At 62.5% G+C, this 22279-nt stretch carries 18 protein-coding genes; 16 read left to right on the top strand and 2 right to left on the bottom strand.

The genetic code is table 11. The annotated features are described in order from the left end of the window. Window positions 1-254: 254 nt before the first annotated feature. The 9 genes from tolQ (at window position 255) to ftsH (ending at window position 9916) form a co-directional block, all read left to right on the top strand. Window positions 255-965 (top strand): protein TolQ, encoded by a 711-nt coding sequence (tolQ, locus tag NKJ90_RS17100; RefSeq protein ID WP_023758651.1) that lies wholly within the window; start codon window positions 255-257, stop codon window positions 963-965. 10 nt (window positions 966-975) lie between these two features. Then, complete coding sequence (tolR, locus tag NKJ90_RS17095; RefSeq protein WP_023758652.1) at window positions 976-1428, top strand: protein TolR; 453 nt, start codon at window positions 976-978, stop codon at window positions 1426-1428. Window positions 1429-1436: 8 nt separating this feature from the next. Continuing rightward, window positions 1437-2594, top strand: coding sequence for a cell envelope integrity protein TolA (gene tolA / locus NKJ90_RS17090; protein WP_352486400.1), 1158 nt, complete (start codon window positions 1437-1439; stop codon window positions 2592-2594). Window positions 2595-2661: 67 nt separating this feature from the next. After that, window positions 2662-3945 carry a Tol-Pal system beta propeller repeat protein TolB gene (tolB, locus tag NKJ90_RS17085; RefSeq protein ID WP_502898032.1) on the top strand — a complete coding sequence of 428 codons (1284 nt, stop codon included), beginning with the start codon at window positions 2662-2664 and terminating at the stop codon, window positions 3943-3945. A gap of 38 nt (window positions 3946-3983) precedes the next feature. After that, entirely contained in the window at window positions 3984-4361 is a 378-nt protein-coding gene (locus NKJ90_RS17080; RefSeq protein ID WP_023758655.1) for a four helix bundle protein, read from the top strand. A 242-nt stretch (window positions 4362-4603) separates the two neighbouring features. Then, window positions 4604-5110 (top strand): peptidoglycan-associated lipoprotein Pal, encoded by a 507-nt coding sequence (pal, locus tag NKJ90_RS17075; protein WP_023758656.1) that lies wholly within the window; start codon window positions 4604-4606, stop codon window positions 5108-5110. 224 nt (window positions 5111-5334) lie between these two features. Beyond that, window positions 5335-6432: a tol-pal system protein YbgF gene (ybgF, locus tag NKJ90_RS17070; protein WP_023758657.1), complete on the top strand. Its 1098-nt coding sequence runs from the start codon at window positions 5335-5337 to the stop codon at window positions 6430-6432. 59 nt (window positions 6433-6491) lie between these two features. Further along, a complete protein-coding gene (gene tilS, locus NKJ90_RS17065) occupies window positions 6492-7862 on the top strand; it encodes a tRNA lysidine(34) synthetase TilS (protein ID WP_023758658.1) in 1371 nt (456 codons plus the stop codon). Window positions 7863-7987: 125 nt separating this feature from the next. After that, on the top strand, window positions 7988-9916 hold the full coding sequence (gene ftsH, locus NKJ90_RS17060) for an ATP-dependent zinc metalloprotease FtsH (protein ID WP_023758659.1): 1929 nt from the start codon (window positions 7988-7990) through the stop codon (window positions 9914-9916). Window positions 9917-10279: 363 nt separating this feature from the next. Here the strand turns inward: ftsH and NKJ90_RS17055 are convergent, their stop codons facing one another. Beyond that, window positions 10280-11155 carry a hypothetical protein gene (locus NKJ90_RS17055; RefSeq protein ID WP_023758660.1) on the bottom strand — a complete coding sequence of 292 codons (876 nt, stop codon included), beginning with the start codon at window positions 11153-11155 and terminating at the stop codon, window positions 10280-10282. A 368-nt stretch (window positions 11156-11523) separates the two neighbouring features. Here NKJ90_RS17055 and glmM point away from each other — a divergent pair, with 368 nt between their 5' ends. The 5 genes from glmM (at window position 11524) to serA (ending at window position 18075) form a co-directional block, all read left to right on the top strand. Further along, window positions 11524-12876 (top strand): phosphoglucosamine mutase, encoded by a 1353-nt coding sequence (glmM, locus tag NKJ90_RS17050; protein WP_023758661.1) that lies wholly within the window; start codon window positions 11524-11526, stop codon window positions 12874-12876. 254 nt (window positions 12877-13130) lie between these two features. Continuing rightward, window positions 13131-13967, top strand: coding sequence for an outer membrane protein (locus NKJ90_RS17045; RefSeq protein ID WP_352486396.1), 837 nt, complete (start codon window positions 13131-13133; stop codon window positions 13965-13967). Window positions 13968-14136: 169 nt separating this feature from the next. Continuing rightward, window positions 14137-15036 carry an outer membrane protein gene (locus NKJ90_RS17040; RefSeq protein ID WP_348626154.1) on the top strand — a complete coding sequence of 300 codons (900 nt, stop codon included), beginning with the start codon at window positions 14137-14139 and terminating at the stop codon, window positions 15034-15036. A 201-nt stretch (window positions 15037-15237) separates the two neighbouring features. Beyond that, entirely contained in the window at window positions 15238-16413 is a 1176-nt protein-coding gene (locus tag NKJ90_RS17035) for a phosphoserine transaminase (RefSeq protein ID WP_023758664.1), read from the top strand. 60 nt (window positions 16414-16473) lie between these two features. Next, window positions 16474-18075 (top strand): phosphoglycerate dehydrogenase, encoded by a 1602-nt coding sequence (gene serA / locus NKJ90_RS17030; protein WP_023758665.1) that lies wholly within the window; start codon window positions 16474-16476, stop codon window positions 18073-18075. 52 nt (window positions 18076-18127) lie between these two features. On the opposite strand, the gene NKJ90_RS17025 is transcribed toward serA, so the two are convergent. Then, window positions 18128-19039 carry a DMT family transporter gene (locus tag NKJ90_RS17025; protein WP_023758666.1) on the bottom strand — a complete coding sequence of 304 codons (912 nt, stop codon included), beginning with the start codon at window positions 19037-19039 and terminating at the stop codon, window positions 18128-18130. Window positions 19040-19245: 206 nt separating this feature from the next. On the opposite strand from NKJ90_RS17025, the gene NKJ90_RS17020 reads away from it, so the two are divergent. Then, window positions 19246-20544 (top strand): adenylosuccinate synthase, encoded by a 1299-nt coding sequence (locus NKJ90_RS17020; RefSeq protein WP_023758667.1) that lies wholly within the window; start codon window positions 19246-19248, stop codon window positions 20542-20544. Between the two features lie 74 nt (window positions 20545-20618). Then, window positions 20619-22277 carry a hypothetical protein gene (locus NKJ90_RS17015; protein WP_352486393.1) on the top strand — a complete coding sequence of 553 codons (1659 nt, stop codon included), beginning with the start codon at window positions 20619-20621 and terminating at the stop codon, window positions 22275-22277. The last annotated feature ends 2 nt before the right edge of the window (window positions 22278-22279 follow it).

Genomic DNA, 22279 nt, shown 5'->3' with positions numbered 1-22279 from the left:
GCATGGCTTGCGCGTTGCCCCCTGGGCGTGGCAATGCGCCGCGCCTTATGTACTAACCCATCCTTAACCATAACGGTTCATGAAGAGATTGGTGAAGATTGGCGTGATCGTGCGCCTTCCTTTCACCAATATTTGCCCCGAAAAGGCCGCTAACGGCACAGATTGGGGTTGTTCCGGTAGCTTCGTGCGAACCGACCACAAGGGATGCCAGGGGCCAGCCACCAGCTTCGCCCGGAAATCTTAAGGACGTAACGATGGAAAATATCGCACTCGCCGACCCGGGCGCGCAATTGTCGATTTGGGCGCTGTTCAGCCAGGCCAGCTGGGTGGTCAAGCTGGTCATGATCGGCTTGCTCTGCGCTTCGGTCTGGACCTGGGCGATCATCGTCGACAAGCTGGTTTCCTACGCCCGCATGCGGCTGGCGCTCAACCGGTTCGAGCAGGTGTTCTGGTCGGGGCAATCGCTCGAAGAGCTTTACCGGACGCTTGCCGACCGCAAGACCACCGGCATGGGCGCCATTTTCGTGGCTGCGATGCGCGAGTGGAAGAAGAGCTTCGAGAAGGGCGCGAAAACGCCACTCGGGCTGCAGACCCGCATCGACAAAGCGATGGATCTGGCGCTGACCCGCGAAATGGAAAAGCTGGAGGGTCGCCTCGGCTTCCTCGCCACAACCGGCTCGGCGGCACCCTTCATCGGCCTGTTCGGCACCGTCATCGGCATCATGACGTCGTTCCAGGCGATTGCCGGTTCCAAGAATACCAGTCTCGCGGTGGTTGCGCCCGGCATTGCCGAAGCGCTGCTGGCGACAGCCATTGGCCTGCTCGCCGCCATCCCCGCCGTCATTGCCTACAACAAGCTGTCGTCGGACGCGAGCAAGATAGCGGTGCGCATGGAAGGGTTCTCCGACGAGTTCTCCGCCATACTCTCGCGCCAAATCGATGAAAAAGTGGCCCCCAAGGCCTGAGGAGTAGCAGATGGGTATGTCCATGGGCATGGGAGGACGCGGCGGGCGCGGCCACAGGCGGCGCGGCCGTCACCATGCACTGATGTCCGAGATCAACGTCACGCCGATGGTCGACGTGATGCTGGTGCTGCTGATCATCTTCATGGTCGCCGCACCGATGCTGACGGTCGGCGTGCCGATCGACCTGCCGGACACGCAAGCCAAGGCGATGAATGCCGACACGCAGCCGATCACCGTCTCGATCAACGCCGCCGGCCAGATATTCCTCCAGGAAACCGAGATCCCGATCGAGGAACTGGTGGCCAAGCTGCAGGCGATCTCGAAGACCGGCTATGAAGAGCGCATCTTCATCCGTGGCGACAAGTCCACCGACTATGGCACGGCGATGAAGGTGATGGCCCGCATTTCGGCTGCCGGCTACAAGAACATCGGCCTCGTTTCGTTGCAGGAACAGGATCAGTAGACAAGAAGATGAAGACCGGCCTCACCACATCGGTGATCTTGCATGCTGCGGCGCTGACCTTCGGCCTGTTCACACTGACGGCGCCGGCCGCGCTCCCGTCCTCCGATGTCGAGTCGGTGGCGGTCGATATCGTGCCGATGGAAGCCATCGCGCAGACGCTGCAGGGCGACAAGAAGGCCGTGATGCATGAAAAGCCGGCACCGGTGCCGACCCAGCGCCCGGACGTCGTTCCCGATGAGCAGAAGGTGGGCGAAAACAGCGTCGATACAGACAAGCCGATAACGCCAGAAGCCAAGCCCAAGCCCGTCGACATGACCTCGGCTCCGCCGCCGGCGCCGACCCCGATCGAGAAGCCGAAGCCCGAGGACGTGCCGAAGCCGCAGGAAAAGCCCAAGCCTACGCCGGCAACGGAAGTGGGGCCGGCGGCGACGCCCAAGGAAGAGGTCAAGCCCGAGCCGGTCAAGCAAGTCGATCCCAAGCCAACACCGGTCAAGCCGGCGCCGACCCCGCCGCCGCAGGACAAGACAGCGGCCATCGATCCGACGCCCGAGGTCAAGCCGGATGCCGTCGCTGAAGCCATAGCGCAGGAGCCGCCCGCCGAAGCGACGCAACTGCCCGACTCGGCGCCCGCGCCGGAGGCCCGGCCGAAGCCGCAACCGGCACAGGCCGAAAGCGCCAAGGCGCCGGACCGCAAGGATGCCGACAAGCCGGTCAAGGAGGCCTCGTCGAAGCCGAAGTCCGATGACAAGCAATTCAACGCCGACGAGATTTCCGCTCTCCTCGACAAGCAGAAGCCATCCGGCGGCGGCGCCAAGCGCTCGACGCAGCAGGCGTCGCTCGGCGGCGACAAGGATCAGGGCCAGAAGCTTTCCAGGTCGGAAATGGGCGCCCTGGAAAGCCAGCTCGGCGGCTGCTGGACCCTTCCCGCGGGCCTTGAAGGTTCCGAGAATTTCGTCGTCGTGGTGCGGTTCAACCTGGATGCCTCCGGCAAGCTGGACGGACGACCGGCCGTCGAAAAGTCGAGCGGAAGTCGTCAGTTCGACGAAAGCGCCGTCCGCGCGGTGCAAAAATGCGATGTCACCGGCCTGCAGGTTCCCGCGGGCAAGCAGGACATCTGGGCGGACGTCCGCGTCACCTTCGATCCTAGGGAGATGCTGGGTCTCTAGGGCCCGAGTATCCGAAAATCAGTACGAGAAGCGAGAAGACATGAAATCAATCCTCAAGCCGCTCCTGATGGTCGCAGCAATGGCGATGGGCATGACCGCGGCGGGCACGTTGCCGGCGCTGGCGCTCGTCGAGCTCAACGTCAACAAGGGCAATGTCGAGCCGCTGCCGATCGCCATCACCGACTTCCAGGGCGGCGATGCGCTTGGCGCGCAGATCTCGCAGATCGTCACCGCCGACCTGAAGCGTTCGGGGCTGTTTGCGCCGATCGACAAGAGCGCCTTTATCGAGAAGATCACCAACCCGGATGCAGCGCCGCGCTTCGATGACTGGAAGGTCATCAACGCGCAGGCTCTGGTCACCGGCAGCGTCAGCAAGGAAGCCGACGGCCGTATCCGTGCCCAATACCGGCTTTGGGACACCTTTGCCGGCCAGCAGATGTCCGGCGAGCAGTTCTTCGCCAACGATGCCAATCAGCGGCGTGTCGCCCACATCATCGCCGACGCCATCTATGAGCGGCTGACCGGCGAAAAAGGCTATTTCGACACACGCGTTGTCTTCATCGACGAATCCGGCGCCAAGAACGCGCGCAAGAAACGCCTCGCCATCATGGACCAGGACGGCGCCAACATCCGCTATCTCTCGGATGGCAAGTCGATCGTGCTGACGCCGCGTTTCTCGCCGAACCGGCAAGAAATCACCTACATGTCCTATGAGAGCGGCCAGCCGCGGGTCTACCTGCTGCAGATCGAGACCGGCCAGCGCGAACTGGTCGGAAATTTCCCCGGCATGACTTTTGCGCCGCGCTTTTCGCCCGACGGCCAGAAGGTGATCATGAGCCTGCTGCGCGACGACGGCAATTCCAACATCTTCGCCATGGATCTGCGCAGCCGCTCGACGACTCGGTTGACCAATTCGACCGCCATCGACACCTCCCCCTCCTATTCGCCGGACGGCAGCCAGGTGGTGTTCACCTCCGATCGCGGCGGCCGTGCACAGATCTACGTGATGGGCGCCGATGGCTCGGGCCAGAACCGCATCTCGTTTGGCGACGGCGTCTATTCGACGCCTGTATGGTCGCCGCGCGGCGATCTCATCGCCTTTACCAAGCAGACCGGTGGCGAATTCCAGATCGGCGTCATGAAGACCGATGGCTCCGGCGAGCGCATCCTGTCCTCCGGCTTCCAGCAGGAGGGACCGACCTGGGCGCCGAACGGCCGCGTGCTGATGTTCTTCCGCGACTCCGCCGGCGGGCCCAAGCTTGTGTCGGTCGATCTTACCGGCCGCAACGAGCAGTCGATCCCGACCACGAACTTCGCTTCGGACCCAGCCTGGTCGCCGCTGCTCGAGTAAGAGGCGAATTGGAGAAATGACGAATTGAAGAATCGAAGATGGAGAAACCGGCGAATTATATTAAGCGTGCGAAGGATCTAGAAGTTTATAAGCGCGCTTATGCGGTTTCTCTTGACGTACATAAAGCTACGCTCGCTTTCCCGAAGATTGAGCAATACGCTTTGGCCGATCAGTTGCGTCGTTCCAGCAAGGGAATCTGCGCCAATCTGGCTGAGGGATTTGCCAAGCAGACACACTCCAGACCGGAATTCGCACGGTTCGTTTCGATGGCGATGGGCTCGTGCAGCGAAGCGGAGACGTGGATATCTTACGCGTTCGATCTGGAATACATCAGCCGAGCGCAATGCGACGAGTGGCTGCAAGCATATGCGCATGTCCACGGCATGCTGATCAATCTGAGAGAAAAGCTGAAGTGAATTGTCCCGACGGGGTTCGTCATTTCATCAATTCCTCAGCTCTTCAATTCCCCTTTTTTCCATCACCTCGTCGCGTTTTGGCCGCATTTCCGCCTAGGGTCCGCGCCAACTGTGACCACGGACAAAGAGGTTGCGGACGGCAGCCTAAACCAAATTTTAACCGTGTTTCTTGAATGCCGGTTAACCCAAACGTGGTTACTGGGTGATCAACGAAATCACTCGAAATGCGAAGGAGAGGCGGCATGGGCCGTATCGCAGCACTTACCAGAAACCCAGTCATGATCGCGCTGGTGGCGATGCTCGCCATTGCCGGTTGCGCCTCGAAGAAGACGCCGAACAACGCGGCTGATCTTGGCCTCAACGGCGCCGGCGCGGCAACTCCCGGATCGGCGCAGGACTTTACCGTCAATATCGGCGACCGCATCTTCTTCGATACGGACTCGACCTCGATCCGTGCCGATGCGCAAACGACGCTGGCTCGCCAGGCACAGTGGCTTAACCAGTACAAGCAGTATGCTATCGTCATCGAAGGCCATGCCGACGAACGCGGCACGCGTGAATACAATCTGGCGCTCGGCGCCCGCCGCGCTGCCGCCACCCGCGACTTCCTCGTCGCCAAGGGCGTCTCGGCCAGCCGTCTGAAGACCATTTCCTACGGCAAGGAACGTCCGGTCGCGGTGTGCGACGACATCTCCTGCTGGTCGCAGAACCGCCGTGCGGTCACCACGCTCAGCGGCACCGGTTCCTGAGGCGGCGTGCAGCCGGTCGCGCGTCAAAAGAACGCGCGGCGTACAGCGGTAAAAATGCAACATACCTATGCGAAAGGCGGCCTCCGGGCCGCCTTTTTCATATCCGGATGTCGGAAACAAAATTTGGCCGAAGTCTCGGCTCCTGCTATGAGCCGAAGGCGCTTGGCTGGTCCCATTCTGATTGGAAGGCGCGAACAAGCTAACGAAATCACGGCGAGAGGCACATGCATTTGAGATCGGTTTTGAGCGGCACGCTTGCGCTGCTGCTTCTATCAGGCGTCACCGCCTCGGCTAGCGGCCCCGGGGCGAACGGCTCAGGGCAATCCAGCGAAAGCGGCTTTTCCTTCCACCTGCCCAGCATCGAACTGCCCGGCATTTTCGGTCAAAAGAAAAAGCCGGACCAGGTTCAGATGGTGCAGTCCGATCCTGCCGCCGTCACCAGCGTGGAAGAGCAGCTGCGGCAGATGAACGGCAAGATCGAGGAACTTAATTTCCAGGTCCTGCAAATGCAGGAACAGATCCGCAAGCAGCAGGAAGACAACGAATTCCGCTTCCAGCAGCTTGAAGGCGGTGGCACGCAAGGCGGACAGCCGCCGGCACAGAAGAAATCCGATGCCACCACCGGCAGCGACACCAACGTGGCAGCGGCCCCGGCAACGCAGCCGCCTGCCGCGCCCGGCAACAACCAGTCAGCAGGCGGCAAAACGGTCGAGGACGTCATCGTCGAGTCTCCCGATGGCGACCCTGGCAAGGTTATTCCCGGTACGGGAGCGCCTGAAAAGACCTTCGGAACCATCACCGTCGACAAGAACGGCAATGTCGTTGATGCCGGCGGCAACACTCAGTCGACCACGCCTGCGCAGGATACCGCGCCAGCCACCGGCGCGCCGGCCAAGACCGGCAAATCCGATACGGTGATCGCGGCATTGCCCGCCACCAACGACCCTGAGGAGCTCTACCGCAACTCCTACCAGTTCATCCTCTCAGGCGATTACGGCACCGCCGAACAGGGTTTCCGCGACCACATCGCCCGTTTCCCCAAGGATGCGAAGGCGGCGGACGCGCATTACTGGCTGGGCGAGTCGCTGCTCGGCCAGCAGAAATACCGTGACGCTGCGGAGACTTTCCTTGCCGCCAGCAAGGACTACCCCAAGGCCAAAAAGGCTCCCGACATGCTGCTGAAGCTCGGCGTGTCGCTGGTCGGCCTCAAGCAGCATGATGTGGCCTGTGCCACCTTCAGCGAAATAGGCAAGCGCTACCCCGACGTTTCCGGTGCGCTCAAAGAACGCATCAAGCAGGAGAAAGCCCTGGCTGCGTGCTGATCCTTTTCACGCATGTCGTTGCCCCGGAACCGGGACCAACCCTAAGGTGACATGCATTGATGGTCGACACCGAGGCTGATCTTTCGACCAGAATTTTTTCGCATACCGATTTTACCAGCGGCGCTGTTGCGGCCGTGTCCGGCGGCAGCGACTCGACCGCCCTGCTCATCCTTCTCAAACACCATCTCGACCGCATGGCGCCGGCGACGAAGCTGCTGGCGGTGACGATCGACCACGATTTGCGGGCCGGTTCAGCGGTGGAAGCGCAAGTGGTGGCGAAGCTTTGCGCGACATACGGAATTTCACACCGCATCCTGACCTGGTCGGGCCCCAAGCCTTCGACCGGTCTGCCCGCGGCGGCGCGTGAGGCGCGCTACCGGCTGCTGGCCGAGGCGGCGCAAGCGGAAGGCCTCGGCCTGATCCTCACCGGCCATACCGCCGACGACCAGGCAGAGACGGTGCTTATGCGGCAAGCGCGCCAGGAAGGGTTGGCCCAGGACGCGGGCCGCGGGCTTGCCGGCATGGCGCCGGCCACCTTGTATGACTGGCGCAGTTGGATCGTGCGGCCGCTCCTCGGGTTGCGGCGCGCGGCATTACGCGACGTCCTGCGGCGTCAAAATATCGGCTGGGCCGACGACCCGACCAATGCCGACAAGGCTTTCGAGCGGCCACGGATGCGTGCAACCCTTGCCGACGGCAACGGCGCGCGGCGCATCGACGACGCACTGGCATTGGCCGCGCATGAGGGCCGTGCGCGCAGTCAACTCGGCCTCGCCGCCGCAAGCCTGATCCACGATTTCGCGACCCATCAGGTCACGGGCCTCATTCGTCTCGATCCTCACTTGTTGAGCGCAGCCGACGATCGGGCAGCCGTTTATGCGCTCCGCATTCTCTTGGCCACCATCGGCGGGATGGACTTCCTGCCGGATCAGACGCGTAGCGAGGCACTGTTGGGTCGGCTGAAGGCGGGATTTCTTTGCGCCACATTGTCGCGGACGGTTGTCGATTTCCGGCGCGCAGGCATCTTCCTCCGCCGCGAGGCGCGCGGCTTGCCCGCTGCCACCGCCGCCAGCGACGAAACCCTCTGGGATGGCCGGCGGCATATCACATTAAACGACGGCAGCGGCACATTGTTGATTGCCCCGTTCGGCGCAGCAGCGGCGAAGCGGCTGGCCATTGGTGAAGGAAAGGCCCCGCCGAGCCTGATGCGCGCCGCGCTCGCCGCCGAGCCGGCGTTGTGGCAGGCCGGTGAATGCCTTGATTTGTCTGAACATGATAGGGTGTCCACGACAGTTGAAGTGCGGCCGGTCGTTGCACCCTTTGCCCGCTTCCTGCCGTCCTTCGATCTGGCGCCGGCGCGTGCCGTTGCCGGGCTGATTGGCGCGCCGAAGCTGCCCGCCCTGCCTTTCAGCGGCCACAGTGCCGGTTGATGATAGGGCGAAAGCTTAACCCAGACATGCTGTTATGCTTGGCAAGGGGAGGCGCTCTCCCTATGTTAGGCGCAAGTTTCCTCTCACGACGTGTGTCCGCCCTGCGGATGCCAACGGGACAATTGATGAATCCGAATTATCGCAACCTCGCGCTTTGGGCGATCATAGCGGTCCTGCTCATAGCGCTGTTCAATCTGTTCCAGACGCCGCAGACGCGAGGGGCTTCCAGCGATGTACCTTATTCGCAGTTCCTGCAGGATGTCGCGGCGGGCCGGGTCAAGACGGTGACCATCGCCGGCGCTCGTATCAGCGGCACTTACACCGACAATTCCAGCGGCTTCCAGACCTATTCGCCCGGCGATCCATCGCTGGTCTCGCGACTGCAGGACAAGAACGTCACCATCAACGCGCGGCCTGAGAGTGACGGTTCCAATTCGCTGTTCGGCTACCTGATCTCATGGCTGCCGATGATCCTCATCCTCGGCGTCTGGATATTCTTCATGCGCCAGATGCAGTCCGGGTCCGGGCGCGCCATGGGCTTCGGCAAGTCGAAGGCCAAGCTGCTCACCGAGGCGCATGGCCGGGTCACCTTCCAGGATGTCGCCGGCGTCGATGAAGCCAAGGAAGATCTGGAAGAGATCGTCGAATTCCTGCGCGATCCGCAGAAGTTCCAGCGGCTCGGCGGCAAGATCCCGCGCGGAGTGCTGCTCGTCGGCCCTCCGGGAACCGGTAAGACGCTACTTGCCCGTTCGGTTGCCGGCGAAGCCAATGTGCCGTTCTTCACCATTTCCGGTTCGGACTTCGTTGAGATGTTCGTCGGCGTCGGCGCAAGCCGCGTGCGCGACATGTTCGACCAGGCCAAGAAGAACGCGCCCTGCATCATCTTCATCGACGAAATCGATGCCGTCGGCCGCCATCGCGGTGCCGGTCTCGGTGGCGGCAATGACGAACGCGAGCAGACGCTGAACCAGCTGCTGGTCGAGATGGATGGTTTCGAATCCAACGAAAGCATCATCCTGATCGCCGCTACCAACCGGCCCGACGTGCTCGACCCGGCGCTGCTCAGGCCGGGCCGCTTCGACCGCCAGGTCGTGGTGCCGAATCCCGACATCGTCGGCCGCGAAAAGATCCTGAAGGTGCATGTGCGCAACGTGCCGCTGGCGCCCAATGTCGATCTCAAAGTCGTCGCTCGCGGCACGCCCGGCTTCTCCGGTGCCGATCTGATGAACCTCGTCAACGAATCGGCCCTGATGGCGGCGCGGCGCAACAAGCGCCTTGTCACCATGGCCGAGTTCGAGGACGCCAAGGACAAGATCATGATGGGCGCCGAGCGTCGCTCGTCGGCGATGACCCAGGCCGAGAAGGAGCTGACCGCCTATCACGAGGCCGGCCACGCCATCCTGGCGCTCAACGTGCCGTCGGCCGACCCGCTGCACAAGGCGACCATCATCCCGCGCGGCCGCGCGCTCGGCATGGTCATGCAGTTGCCGGAGGGTGACCGCTATTCGATGAGCTACAAATACATGATCTCGCGCCTTGCCATCATGATGGGTGGCCGTGTCGCCGAGGAGTTCAAGTTCGGCAAGGAAAACATCACCTCGGGCGCCTCCTCCGACATCGAGCAGGCGACCAAGCTGGCGCGAGCCATGGTCACGCGCTGGGGCTTTTCCGACAAGCTCGGCCATGTCGCCTATGGCGACAACCAGGAGGAAGTGTTCCTTGGCCATTCGGTGGCGCGCACGCAGAACGTCTCGGAAGAGACCGCGCAGATCATCGACGCCGAAGTGCGCCGCCTGATCGACGAGGCCTATTCCACGGCGAAATCCATCCTGACCAAGAAGAAGAAGGAATGGATCGCGCTGGCGCAAGGGCTGCTCGAGTACGAGACCCTGTCCGGCGACGAGATCAAGCAATTGATCGCGGGGCAGAAGCCTTCACGCGACCTCGGCGACGACACGCCGCCGAGCCGTGGCTCGGCCGTGCCGAAGTCCGGCGGCCGGCGCAAGAAGGGCCCCGAGCCCGAAGGCGGAATGGAACCGCAGCCGTCAAGCTGAGTTCGACAAGAGATGATTTAGAGACGCCGCGGCATGGTCCGCGGCGTTTTTGTTTGGAGACTTTGCTGCCCGTCTGCCTTAGCTTAAGACGGGCCAAGCCGGCGACCCCACTCATCTGCCTGCCGGCATCTTCTCCCGGCATAGTGACGGGCAGAAGGGCCCCGCCTTCCTGCGATTTCGCCAATCACACCTGCGTTGCCAGGATGGCGCCGGCGTCGCGGTCAGCTACTTTCTCCCCGTCACCACGTCACTATACGGGGAGGGGCGGCACCAAACGAGCGCGAATGGCGTGCCCGGCATTTGACAAAGACCGCCCCGCGAACCTTGCGGTTCGCGGGCCTGTCTTTCAGATATTTTTGTCGTTCAGCCCTTCAGCTTTGCGTTGCACAGGCTGTAGAAGCCGCCGCCCTTCTGGATCCACTTGAGGCCGCCAAGCGCGTTGGTGTCCTTGAGGGCATAGTACTGGTCGAGGCAAGTATGCATGCGGCCCTTGCCTGGGGTCTCGCTGGTATATTTCGGCGAGATCGCGGACGGGAAAGTGACGCCCTTGGGCGCAACCGTGGTCGGCTTCGCCGGCTCTTTGGTGTAGCTCGCCTCGTCGGCGGCCGGCACGGTGTCGTCATCGGACGCGCTGGCGCCGCATTCGGTCTTGCGGAAGTCGTTCCACTTCATGCCTTTCAGCGTATCGGCCGTCTTGGCAGCCTGATACTTCGTACTGCATTCGGCCATGCTCAGACCTTTGCCGCTAGTATCGGCGGGAGCCGCGGCAGCCTTGGTGGTTGCCGGCTTGGCGGCGGCCGATGCACCGGCGGCGCATTCGGACTTGCGGAAATCGTTCCACTTCATGCCGTTCAGCGTGCCGGCAGCCTTCGCCGCCTGGTACTTGGCGCTGCATTCCTTCGCCGTCAGACCCTTGGCCGTGCTGTCCTCGGCCGCAGCGGCTGCCTTGGCCGGCTTCGTCTCGGCAGCCTTCCTGGTGTCGGCAGCTTTCTTGGTGTCGGCTGCCTTCGTGTCGGTTGCTTTGGTTTCGGTTGCCTTGGTGTCGGTCTTGGCCGCGGCGTCGGTGCCGCATTGGGCCTTGCGGAACTGGTTCCAGGTCGCCCCGGCGAGTGTTCCGGCATCCTTGGCGGCGTTGTATTTCGTGCTGCACTCGGCCATCGTCAGTGCGTTGGCGGGCGCGGCCAGAAACAAGGTCGCGACGGCGAGGCCGGTCAAAGTGGCAAGTCGGTGGATGAGCATAGCGTTTCTCCGTTGCAGCAGCCCATGTTACGTCCCGGCGAATCAATAACGCTCAACGGTCGGTTGCGCCAGATGCTAAGTAGCGTATATATCGCCTAAAGCTGGGCTTTGCCGATAAGGTGATGAAATCGTTGTCCGTTGCCCGCTTCAGAGCAAGATTTTCCAGGTTCATCTGCGCTGAAAGGCTTGCATGACTGGTATATTGGAGCATGGCTGTTTCAGCATGTTAGGTTGCAGCCGTGTTGTGTGCAGTGCACAACAAGAATTTTCTAAGGATTGGTAACATATAATCACACAATGTGATCATGGCGCCCCGGCCAATTGTGGCATGACGTGCCGGGGAAGAAACGTTGAGGAATCGGGCTACCATGGCAGGGAATTATTTCGGCACGGACGGCATTCGCGGGCGCGCCAACAAGTTTCCGATGACCGCGGAAATCGCGATGCGGGTCGGCATGGCCGCCGGCCTCTCCTTCCAGCGCGGCAGCCACCGTCATCGCGTCGTGCTCGGCAAGGACACCAGGCTTTCCGGCTATATGATCGAGAATGCCATGGTCGCCGGTCTGTGTGCCGCCGGCATGGACGTGTTCCTGCTCGGCCCAATCCCGACTCCGGCGGTCGCCATGCTGGTGCGGTCGCTGCGCGCCGATATCGGCGTCATGATCTCGGCTTCGCACAATCCCTACTATGACAACGGCATCAAGCTGTTCGGACCCGACGGGTACAAGCTCTCCGACGAGATCGAGGAGCGCATCGAGAGCATGCTCGACAAGGACATAGAACTGGCGCTCGCCGATTCCGACGGGCTTGGCCGCGCCAAGCGCGTCGACGGCGTGCATGATCGCTATATCGAATTCGCCAAGCGCACCTTGCCGCGCTCGATGTCACTCTCCGGGCTCAGGATCGTCGTCGATTGCGCCAATGGCGCGGCCTACAAGGTGGCGCCCGAGGCGCTGTGGGAACTGGGCGCCGAAGTCGTCGCCATCAATGTCGAGCCCAACGGCTTCAACATCAACAAGGAATGTGGCTCGACCCATCCCGCCGGCCTGCAGAAGAAGGTGCACGAAGTGCGCGCCGACATCGGCATCGCCCTCGACGGCGATGCCGACCGGGTCGTCATCGTCGATGAGAACGGGGCGATCGTCGACGGTGACCAGATCATGGCACTGATTGCTGAATCCTGGCATCAGAGCGGGCGGCTTGCCGGCGGCGGCGTCGTTTCGACGGTCATGTCCAATCTCGGGCTCGAGCGCTTCCTCGGCGACATGAAGCTGCAATTGCACCGCACCAAGGTCGGCGACCGTTATGTCGTCGAGCATATGCGCGCGCACGGGCTGAATGTCGGCGGCGAACAATCCGGCCATATCGTGCTGTCGGACTTCTCGACCACCGGCGACGGCCTGGTTTCGGCGCTGCAGGTACTGGCCTGCATCAAGCGGCAGGGGCGGCCGGTCAGCGAACTGTCGAAGAAGTTCGAACCGGTGCCGCAGCTTCTGAAGAACGTCCATATTTCCGGCGGCAAGCCGCTCGAGCAAGCGCCGGTCAAGGCAGCCATCGAGGATGCCCGTACCCGCCTCGGCAAGGCTGGGCGGCTGGTTATCCGACCCTCCGGCACCGAGCCGCTGATCCGCGTCATGGCCGAGGGCGACGACCCGCAATTGGTCGAGTCCGTCGTCAATGGCATCGTTGAGGTTATCTCCGAAACGCGCAGCGCAGCTTAATCACAAGCCCGCCCGCGAGGGTGCCGCACTCATATCTTCGCCAGCTCAAGCCCGCCCTTCCGGCGGGCTTTTTTGGTCGGTCCGGCGGTCGATCCCGACATCCTGAAAACCGCTCAACGATCCCTCGAAGTGTCGGGATTCGTGGTTAAGCAACAGGGTTAAACGCCTTTTAACCTTTGCACTTCATTATCCACGACTGAAAAGCAATTGCATTCGGACCGATGGCCGTTCCGAACTTCTCAGGGGTGACATGCATGTTCAATACAGCCAGAAAGGTCCTGCTCGCCTTACTGTTCGCAGGTCTGGCAGGACCACTGTTCGCGGCCGACCTGCCGGAACCGGTGGTCGAGGAGGCTCCGCCTCCGACCGTCTACGAGCAGCCGGTCGAAGTCGGCGGCTGGTACATTCGCGGCGACATCGACTATCACAAGTCGACCGTGCGCGGCATCGACTACATGACCTACACCGTCGATCCCTGTAACTGTACGGTCATTCCCGGCAGCAAGAGTTTCGACTTCGGCAAGCTCAAGGGCGGTTTCTCGCTCGGTGCCGGCGTCGGCTACAAGATCAACGACCATTTCCGTACCGATCTGACGGCCGACTACTGGTTCAAGTCGAACTTCAACGGCGGCACATCGGATATCAACGGAACATCGACCGAAGTGTCGAAAATGAGCGCCTTGCTGCTGCTGGCCAACGCCTATGTCGATCTCGGCACCTATAGTGGCATCACGCCTTACGTCGGCGCCGGCATCGGCGGTGCGCGCGTCAAGTGGGATACTGTCTATGACCCGAACACCACCGAGACCAACCCGGGAGCGTCCAACTGGCGCTTCGCCTACGCTCTGATGGCCGGCGCTTCCTACTGCCTGACCGACAAGATCATCCTCGACGCGGGCTATCGCTTCAGCCACATCCAGGGCGGCCGAATGTTCGAATGGGATGTCAGCAGCTCCGGCCCCGGCTTCGATCGCGGCATCAACACACACGAGGTTCGCGGTGGCCTGCGCTACCAGTTCGGTGGCAGCAACGGTTGCGCAGCGCCGGTCGTGGCCTACCAGCCCGAACCCGAGCCGATCTACACCAAGTAACACCGGCATTACCTGAAATTCTCGTGAGCCGCCCGGCACCCGCCGGGCGGCTTTCGTTTGAGCCCTATGTAATGAAAGCTCGGCCGAAATGAATTCGCTAACGCTCTGTTAGCCTTAACCGGCACTTAACCACTATGGTTAACAATGCTCCCTGAAACGATGGCTGCCGTTGCTATTGCCAGCGGGCCAAATTCGGGAGTCGGGGACCATGAGAATCATTTCGCGTGCGGCGCTGGCGCTTGGCGCCTTAGCCTTCTTGCCGCTGGCGACCTTGCATGCTGCCGACTACAATCCGCCGATCTATGTCGACCAGGCGCCCGACTATGTGCCGGTCGAGGTCGGCTCCGGCTGGTATTTGCGCGGCGATATCGGTTACGCCTTCAGTCATCCGTTCAAACATGAGGAAACATCGAGCGGTCCGCTCGACAGTTTTACTGATGAGAGCAGCCTTTTCACGGGCAGCATCGGTATGGGCTATCATGTTAACGACTATCTCAGGGTCGAGCTGAACGGCGGGATTCTACCAACCGACAAATTCGGCGAGCACGCGAAGCTCGCCGCCACCTGCGACGGTCATACGCTCGAGGCCGACGGATTTGGAAATATCAATTCCGTTCCGGTCTCACAGGCATGCGATCTCTCCGACAACGCCTCCAACAAAGGCTACAGCATCATGGCCAACGGCTATGTGGATCTGGGCACTTACGTTGGGCTCACTCCCTATATCGGCGGTGGCATTGGTCTTGCTTACAACAAATATTTCAGAAGCATAGGCGCACGCGACTGCGTGGAAACACCGACCAATTCCGGCGGCACCGGCGGGTTTTTCTGCGACGATCCCGCCGGCTATGAAGGTCAGACCGACAGCGAGGGCAAATTCAACCTAGCCTACTCGATCGGTGCAGGACTTTCCTATCAGGTCACCAAAAACGTTTCTGTTGATCTCGGCTACGAATATTTCTCAGTGCCGAGCGCAAAATACGTCGCCTTTGATGGCGGTGCCTTCAATATCCGCAAGGGTATCGACTACCAGACGGTCAAGCTCGGGCTGCGTTACGACCTCTGGTAGGTGCTACGCATAAGAAGAACAGGACGGGCGGATCCTCGGGTCCGCCGCTCCCGGTTTTGCGCCATGACATTTTCGTACAGATCGCCGGTATCCTGCCCGCGACAAAAACTTTCCTCTTGACGCCCGAGGCCTGAACGCATATCGCCGTCCGTGGGCCACCCCTCCCCAACGAGGGGCCACTATCTGGAAGGATAGACCACGATGACGACGCATGCGAAGCCCGGACTGCGTCCGGCAAACCCTAATTTTTCCTCAGGTCCCTGCGCGAAGCGCCCCGGCTGGTCAGTCGAGGCCCTGAAAACTGCAGCGCTCGGCCGTTCCCATCGCGCCAAAATCGGCAAGGCCAAGCTCGAACAGTCGATTTCGCTGACGCGGGAAATTCTCCAGGTCCCGGCGGACTACCGCATCGGCATCGTGCCGGCATCGGACACCGGCGCGGTCGAGATGGCGCTGTGGTCGCTGCTCGGCGAGCGCGGCGTCGACATGGTCGCCTGGGAGAGCTTTGGCTCCGGCTGGGTCACCGACGTGGTCAAGCAATTGAAGCTCGCCGACGTGCGCAAGATCGAAGCCGGCTACGGCGAACTGCCCGACCTCACGAAGATCGATTTCGACCGCGATGTGGTCTTCACCTGGAACGGCACCACGTCCGGCGTGCGCGTGCCGAACGGCGATTTCATCCCTGCGGATCGCCAGGGCCTGACCATCTGCGACGCGACTTCGGCTGCCTTCGCACGGAGGCTCGACTTTGAAAAACTCGATGTCGTCACCTTCTCCTGGCAGAAGGTGCTGGGCGGCGAGGGCGCGCACGGCATGCTCATCCTGTCGCCCCGCGCCGTCGAGCGGCTGGAAACGTACAAGCCTTCATGGCCGCTGCCGAAAATCTTCCGCCTGACCTCGGGCGGCAAGCTGATCGAGGGCATTTTCAAGGGCGAGACCATCAACACCCCCTCGATGCTGTGCGTCGAGGACTATCTCGATGCGCTCAACTGGGCGAAGTCGATTGGGGGCCTCGACGCGCTGATCGCCAGGGCGGACGCCAATGCGGCTGTCCTCGATCGATTTGTCGCCAAGTCCGCGTGGCTCGGTCATCTCGCCGTCCAACCGGCGACGCGGTCGAACACGTCCGTGTGTCTGTCCTTCACCGATCCGGATGTGTCCGCGCTCGATGCCGATGGGCAAGCGGCTTTCGCCAAGGGACTGGTTTCGGTGCTCGACAAGGAAGGGGTCGCCTACGACATCGGCGCCTATCGCGACGCACCGCCCGGCCTGCGCATCTGGTGCGGCGCGACCGTCGAGACGTCGGATCTCGAAGCATTGCTGCCTTGGCTCGACTGGGCCTTCGCTGCGCAGAAGGCGTCGCTGAAAGCGGCGGCCTGAGATTGTCAGTGGCGGCCTTCGGCCGCCCATATCCCAACAATCCATCTCAAGGAGGCCGCTATGGCGCCCCGCGTTCTCGTCTCAGACAAACTCTCTCCCACAGCCGTGCAGATCTTCAAGGATCGCGGCGTCGAGGTCGACTATCTGCCCGATCTCGGCAAGGACAAGGAAAAGCTGCTCGAAGTGATCGGCCAATATGATGGCCTCGCCATCCGCTCGGCGACCAAGGTCACCGAAAAGTTGATCAATGCCGCCACGAAGCTCAAAGTCGTCGGCCGCGCCGGCATCGGCGTCGACAATGTCGACATCCCGGCGGCGAGCCGCAAGGGCATCATCGTGATGAACACGCCCTTCGGCAATTCGATCACGACAGCCGAACATGCGGTGGCGATGATCTTCGCGCTTGCCCGCCAGATCCCGGAAGCCAACGCTTCGACCCATGCCGGCAAATGGGAGAAGAACCGCTTCATGGGCGTTGAGATCACCGGCAAGACGCTGGGCGTCATCGGCTGCGGCAACATCGGCTCGATCGTCGCGACGCGCGGCGTCGGCCTGAAGATGCATGTCGTCGCCTTCGACCCGTTCCTGTCGGACAAACGCGCCGAGGAACTCGGCGTCGAGAAGGTCGAACTGGACGAGCTTTTCGCCCGCGCCGACTTCATCACGCTGCACACGCCGCTGACCGACAAGACGCGCAACATCATCGACGCCGCGGCAATCGCCAAGATGAAGAACGGCGTACGCATCATCAACTGCGCCCGCGGCGGGCTGATCGTCGAGGCCGACCTGGTGGCGGCGCTGAAGAGCGGCAAGGTGGCAGGCGCAGGCGTCGACGTGTTCGAGGTCGAGCCGGCCGAGCAGAACGCGTTGTTCGGCATGGAGAATGTGGTGGCGACGCCGCACCTCGGCGCCTCGACGGCGGAAGCGCAAGAGAATGTCGCGCTGCAGGTCGCCGAGCAGATGGCCGACTATCTGATCAAGGGTGCCGTCTCCAATGCCATCAACATGCCGTCGATCACCGCCGAGGAAGCCCCACGACTGAAGCCCTTCGTCAAGCTTGCCGAAGTGCTCGGCGCCTTTGTCGGCCAGGTCACCGAAGACCCGATCACGGAGGTCGAGATCCTGTTCGACGGCTCGACGGCGACAATGAACACCCGCGCGCTGATCAGTGCCGCGCTTGCCGGGCTGATCCGGCCGCAGGTCTCCGACGTCAACATGGTGTCGGCGCCGATCATGGTGAAGGAGCGCGGCATCATCGTTGCCGAGGTCAAGCGCGACAAGTCGGGCGTGTTCGACGGCTACATCAAGCTGACGGTAACGACCGAGCACAAGACGCGCTCGATCGCCGGCACCTGCTTCTCCGACGGCAAGCCGCGTTTCATCCAGATCAAGGGCATCAATCTCGATGCCGAGGTCGGCCAGCATATGCTCTACACGACCAATGCCGACGCGCCGGGCATCGTCGGCCTGCTAGGCACCGTCTGCGGCGAGAACGGCGTCAACATCGCCAACTTCCAGCTTGGCCGCAACCGGCCGGGAGGCGATGCCATCGCGCTGCTCTATCTCGACGCGCCGTTCCCGGAGGCCGTCCTGGAAAAGGTCAGGAAGCACAAGTCGATCGACTCGGCCAAACGGCTGCAGTTCGACATCAACGCCGTGTGATCCCGGACTTGCCGTGGAAGATCGAAAGGCGCGGCCTGGTCCGCGCCTTTGTTCAGCGTGTCCTGGCTGATGGCAGGTTTGCTGCCTTGCGCCCGCTGTATTCGGCAAGCCCGATGCCGCCCAGCACGAGCGCCAGCGCCAATGCCTGATAGAACTGGAACGTCTCGCCGACGATCAGCACCGACAGCAGCGTGCCGAAGATCGGCACCAGATTGATGAACAGGCCGGCGCGGTTGGCGCCGATCAGTTCGTTGCCCCTGATGTAGAAGATCTGCGAGATCACCGAGGCGCCGATCGCGGTATAGACGATCACCGCCCAGCCGCGCGCGTCGGGCACGATAACCTTGCCGGCAGCGACCTCCCACAGGAAGAAGGGCACCGAGGTAACGAGAGCGGCAACCGACAGGGCGAGCATCAGGCTCTGCCAATGCATCACCGGTTTCAACCGCAGCCCGACCGAATAGCCGCTGTAGAGAAACACGGCGACCAGCATGATGGCGTCGCCGAAATTGAGCTCCAGCGTCAACAGCCGGCGCGGGTCGCCGTGGCAGGCGGTCAGGATCACGCCGGCGATGGTCAGAATGACGCCGACAATCTGCGCCCAGTTCACGCGCAGGCGGAAGAAGATAAAATTGGCTGTCATGATCAGGATCGGCATCGCCGCCTGTTCGATCGAGACGTTGATCGCCGTCGTATAGTTGAGCGCCGTGTAGAAGATGGTGTTGAACAGAGTGAAACCGCTGGCACCGAGGGCCGCAAGGAGGATCCAGTGCTTGCGCACCACAGGCCAGTCCTTGCGTATCGTCTTCCAGCCGATCGGCAGCATGATCGCCGCGGCCAGCACCCAGCGCAGGAAGACCAGCGTCATCGGCGAGACGTGATCGACTGCCAGCTTGCCTGCCACCGAGTTGCCGCCCCACAGCAAGGTGGTGAGCAGCAGGACTATGTAGGCGCTTCGATGCATGGTGGGATTCCGGCCGCGGGCCGCGGTGTTTGTCGGCCTATTGCCCCCGTGCGTCCAAGTAAATGATGTTAAGCCCGAAAATTGTTATGCCTGAGGGCATTTTCGGCGGCAAAGAAAGGTCGCGCTCGCGAGGTCTTGACGTTATAGAGGCCTGTCGTTTCGAACCATATTCAAGCCGCTTGGCGGCGTCTCAAGGGAAAAGAAACATGGCCAATGTGGTGGTCGTCGGCTCGCAATGGGGCGATGAAGGCAAGGGCAAGATCGTCGACTGGCTGTCGGAGCGCGCCGATGTCGTGGTGCGTTTTCAGGGCGGCCACAATGCCGGCCACACGCTGGTCGTCGACGGCAAGGTCTACAAACTGTCGTTGCTTCCGTCGGGCGTCGTGCGCCAGGGCAAGCTGTCCATCATCGGCAATGGCGTCGTTTTCGACCCGCACGCTTTCGTCGCCGAAGTGGCCAAGCTCAAGGCGCAAGGTGTCGAGGTGACGCCGGACCGCCTGAAAATAGCCGAAAACACAGCGCTTATCCTGTCGCTGCACCGAGAACTGGACGGATTCCGCGAGGACGCAGCTTCCAATTCCGGAACGAAGATTGGCACGACCCGTCGTGGCATCGGCCCTGCCTATGAGGACAAGGTGGGCCGGCGCGCGGTCAGGGTGATGGATTTGGCGGATTTGGAAACGCTACCCTTGAAGGTCGACAGGCTGCTGACGCACCACAATGCGCTGCGTCGTGGGCTTGGCCATGCCGAAGTCACGCATGACGCCATCATGCAGGAATTGACCTCGGTCGGGCACGAGATCCTGCCCTATATGGACCGGGTCTGGAAAATCCTCGACGACAAGCGCCGGGCTGGCGAGCGCATCCTGTTCGAGGGCGCGCAAGGCACGCTGCTCGATATCGACCATGGTACCTATCCGTTCGTCACCTCGTCGAACACGGTCGCAGGACAGGCCGCCGCCGGCTCCGGCGTCGGCCCGGGCGCCATCGGCTATGTGCTCGGCATCACCAAGGCTTACACGACGCGCGTCGGCGAAGGTCCGTTCCCGACCGAGCAGAGGAACGAGGTCGGCGAATTCCTCGGCACGCGCGGCCACGAATTCGGCGTCGTCACCGGCCGCAAGCGACGCTGCGGCTGGTTCGACGCCGTGCTGGTGCGCCAGGCCGTCGCCGTCAACGGCATCAAGGGCATCGCGCTGACCAAGCTCGACGTGCTCGACGGGCTGGACGAGATCAAGGTCTGCACCGGCTACCGGCTCGATGGTGAGATGATCGACTATCTGCCGGCCAGCCAGGGCGCGCAGGCGCGTGTCGAACCGGTCTATGAGACGCTGGAGGGCTGGAAAGGCACCACCGCCGGCGCGCGCAGCTGGAACGATCTGCCGGCCCAGGCGGTCAAATATGTTCGCTACATCGAGGAGCTGATCGGTGCCCCGGTCGCGCTCCTTTCCACCAGCCCGGAACGGGACGACACGATACTTGTGACCGATCCGTTTCAAGACTAGTTTCTCAGCCTTTCCGGGCATAGCGGCTGATTTGCGGGGGCCGGCGCGGAAACAAAATACAGGTCGACTGAAGCATGGCAGATTTCGTTTTTGTTCTGAAGAAAGCGATAGACGGTCTCGGCGATCCGTCGCCAGAGATGCGGGCGAAGGTCTACGAAAAGGCCCGCTCTACGATCGCAGCGAAGATTGCCCAGCGCGATCCGCCGCTTTCGCCGGAGGATGTCGCAAAGCAGAAACGCGGTCTGGAAGATGCCATAGCGAACGTCGAGCGGGACTATGCCAAGAGCGTGCCGGAGACCGACCCGCTCGCGGAACTGGAACATATCTTTTCCTCGATCGATCGCAACAAGAACCAGCCAAGCCACACGCGGCAACCGGCCAAGGCGGTGCCGGCCTGGCCGGCACCGCCTGCGGCCAAGCCTGAACCTTATCAACCCGCGCCGCCACCTGCCTCCAAGGTCGAGCCAAGCTGGCAAAGGCCAACGCCGGCGCCTGCCCAGCCGGCTCGCGCCGATACGCCCCTTCCAGCTATGGACGCTGAGGAGGCCGACGACGGTGTCGATGTGTTTTCCAGCAACGAAGAGCCGGCGTCGGACACTTTCCAGCGCCTGCGCCCGGCGGAGCGTAAGCGCAGCTATGGCGGGCTGATCGCCGCCGCCGTCGCGCTTCTGGTCATCGCCGGTGGCGGCTACGGCATCTGGCTGAACAAGGACGCCTTCGGCAAGATGCTCGGGCTCGACGGCACCAAGGTCGCGACAAAGACCGAACCCGTGAAGCCGGCACCTGCCAAGCCGGCAACCACCGCCGCGGCGCCGGCGCCAGCACCAGCGCCCGCAGTTGGCGGCACGGAAGCTGAAAGCACGAAATTCACCCAACGGCTGACGCCGCAAGGCAGTGAAGTCGACCCGGGCCCGGCCGGCGGACAAAGCGGCATCGGCGAAGGCGAATCGGTCGCTGCGCTGACCACGCCGCCCTCGGCGACCAACGCGCCGCCGATTTCCGCACCGGCCGCCGGCACTCCTCCCGCGGCTACGCCTCCGGCGGCAGGTGCCGCCCCCGCAACACCGCCTGCCAACGGAGCTGCCCCGGCGGCGCCGGCCAACGCCGCCGCCACTCCGCCAGCACCGGCGGGTGCTGCGCCGGCGGCACCGGCCACCGCGCCGGCGGAAACCGCGCTGCCGGTCGGCCAGAAGGCGATCTTCTACGAGGAGCGCACCAGCACCGCCCAGGGCTCGGCGGAGCCGGGCAACATCGTCTGGTCGCTGGTACAGGAATCGCCCGGTGGCGACCTGCCGCCAGAGCCGGCGATCCGCGCCGAGGCGACCATTCCCGGCAAGGACATCCAGTTGCGCATGACGATCCGCCGCAACACCGACCAGACACTGCCGGCCAGCCATATCATCGAGATGATCTTCCTGACGCCGGACGGCTTTGAAGGCGGAGGCGTCGACAACATTCTGCGCGTCGCCATGAAGGGTTCGGAACAGGATGCCGGCAGTCCGCTGATCGGCATTCCGGCCAAGATCGCCGACGGCTTCTTCCTCGTCGCGCTGAACGACACAAAGGCCGACGAAGACGCCAACATGACCTTGCTGCGTGGCCAGGACTGGATCGACGTGCCGATCGTCTACAAGACCGGCCGGCGGGCATTGCTGACCATGGAAAAAGGCATTCCCGGCGAGAAGGTGTTCGACGAGGCGATCAAGGCCTGGCAGGCGAAGACGGCGGGCTGAGA

The organism is Mesorhizobium sp. M0051, assembly GCF_040323235.1.
Classification (GTDB): domain Bacteria; phylum Pseudomonadota; class Alphaproteobacteria; order Rhizobiales; family Rhizobiaceae; genus Mesorhizobium.
This window is presented reverse-complemented; position numbering and strand designations above follow the sequence as displayed.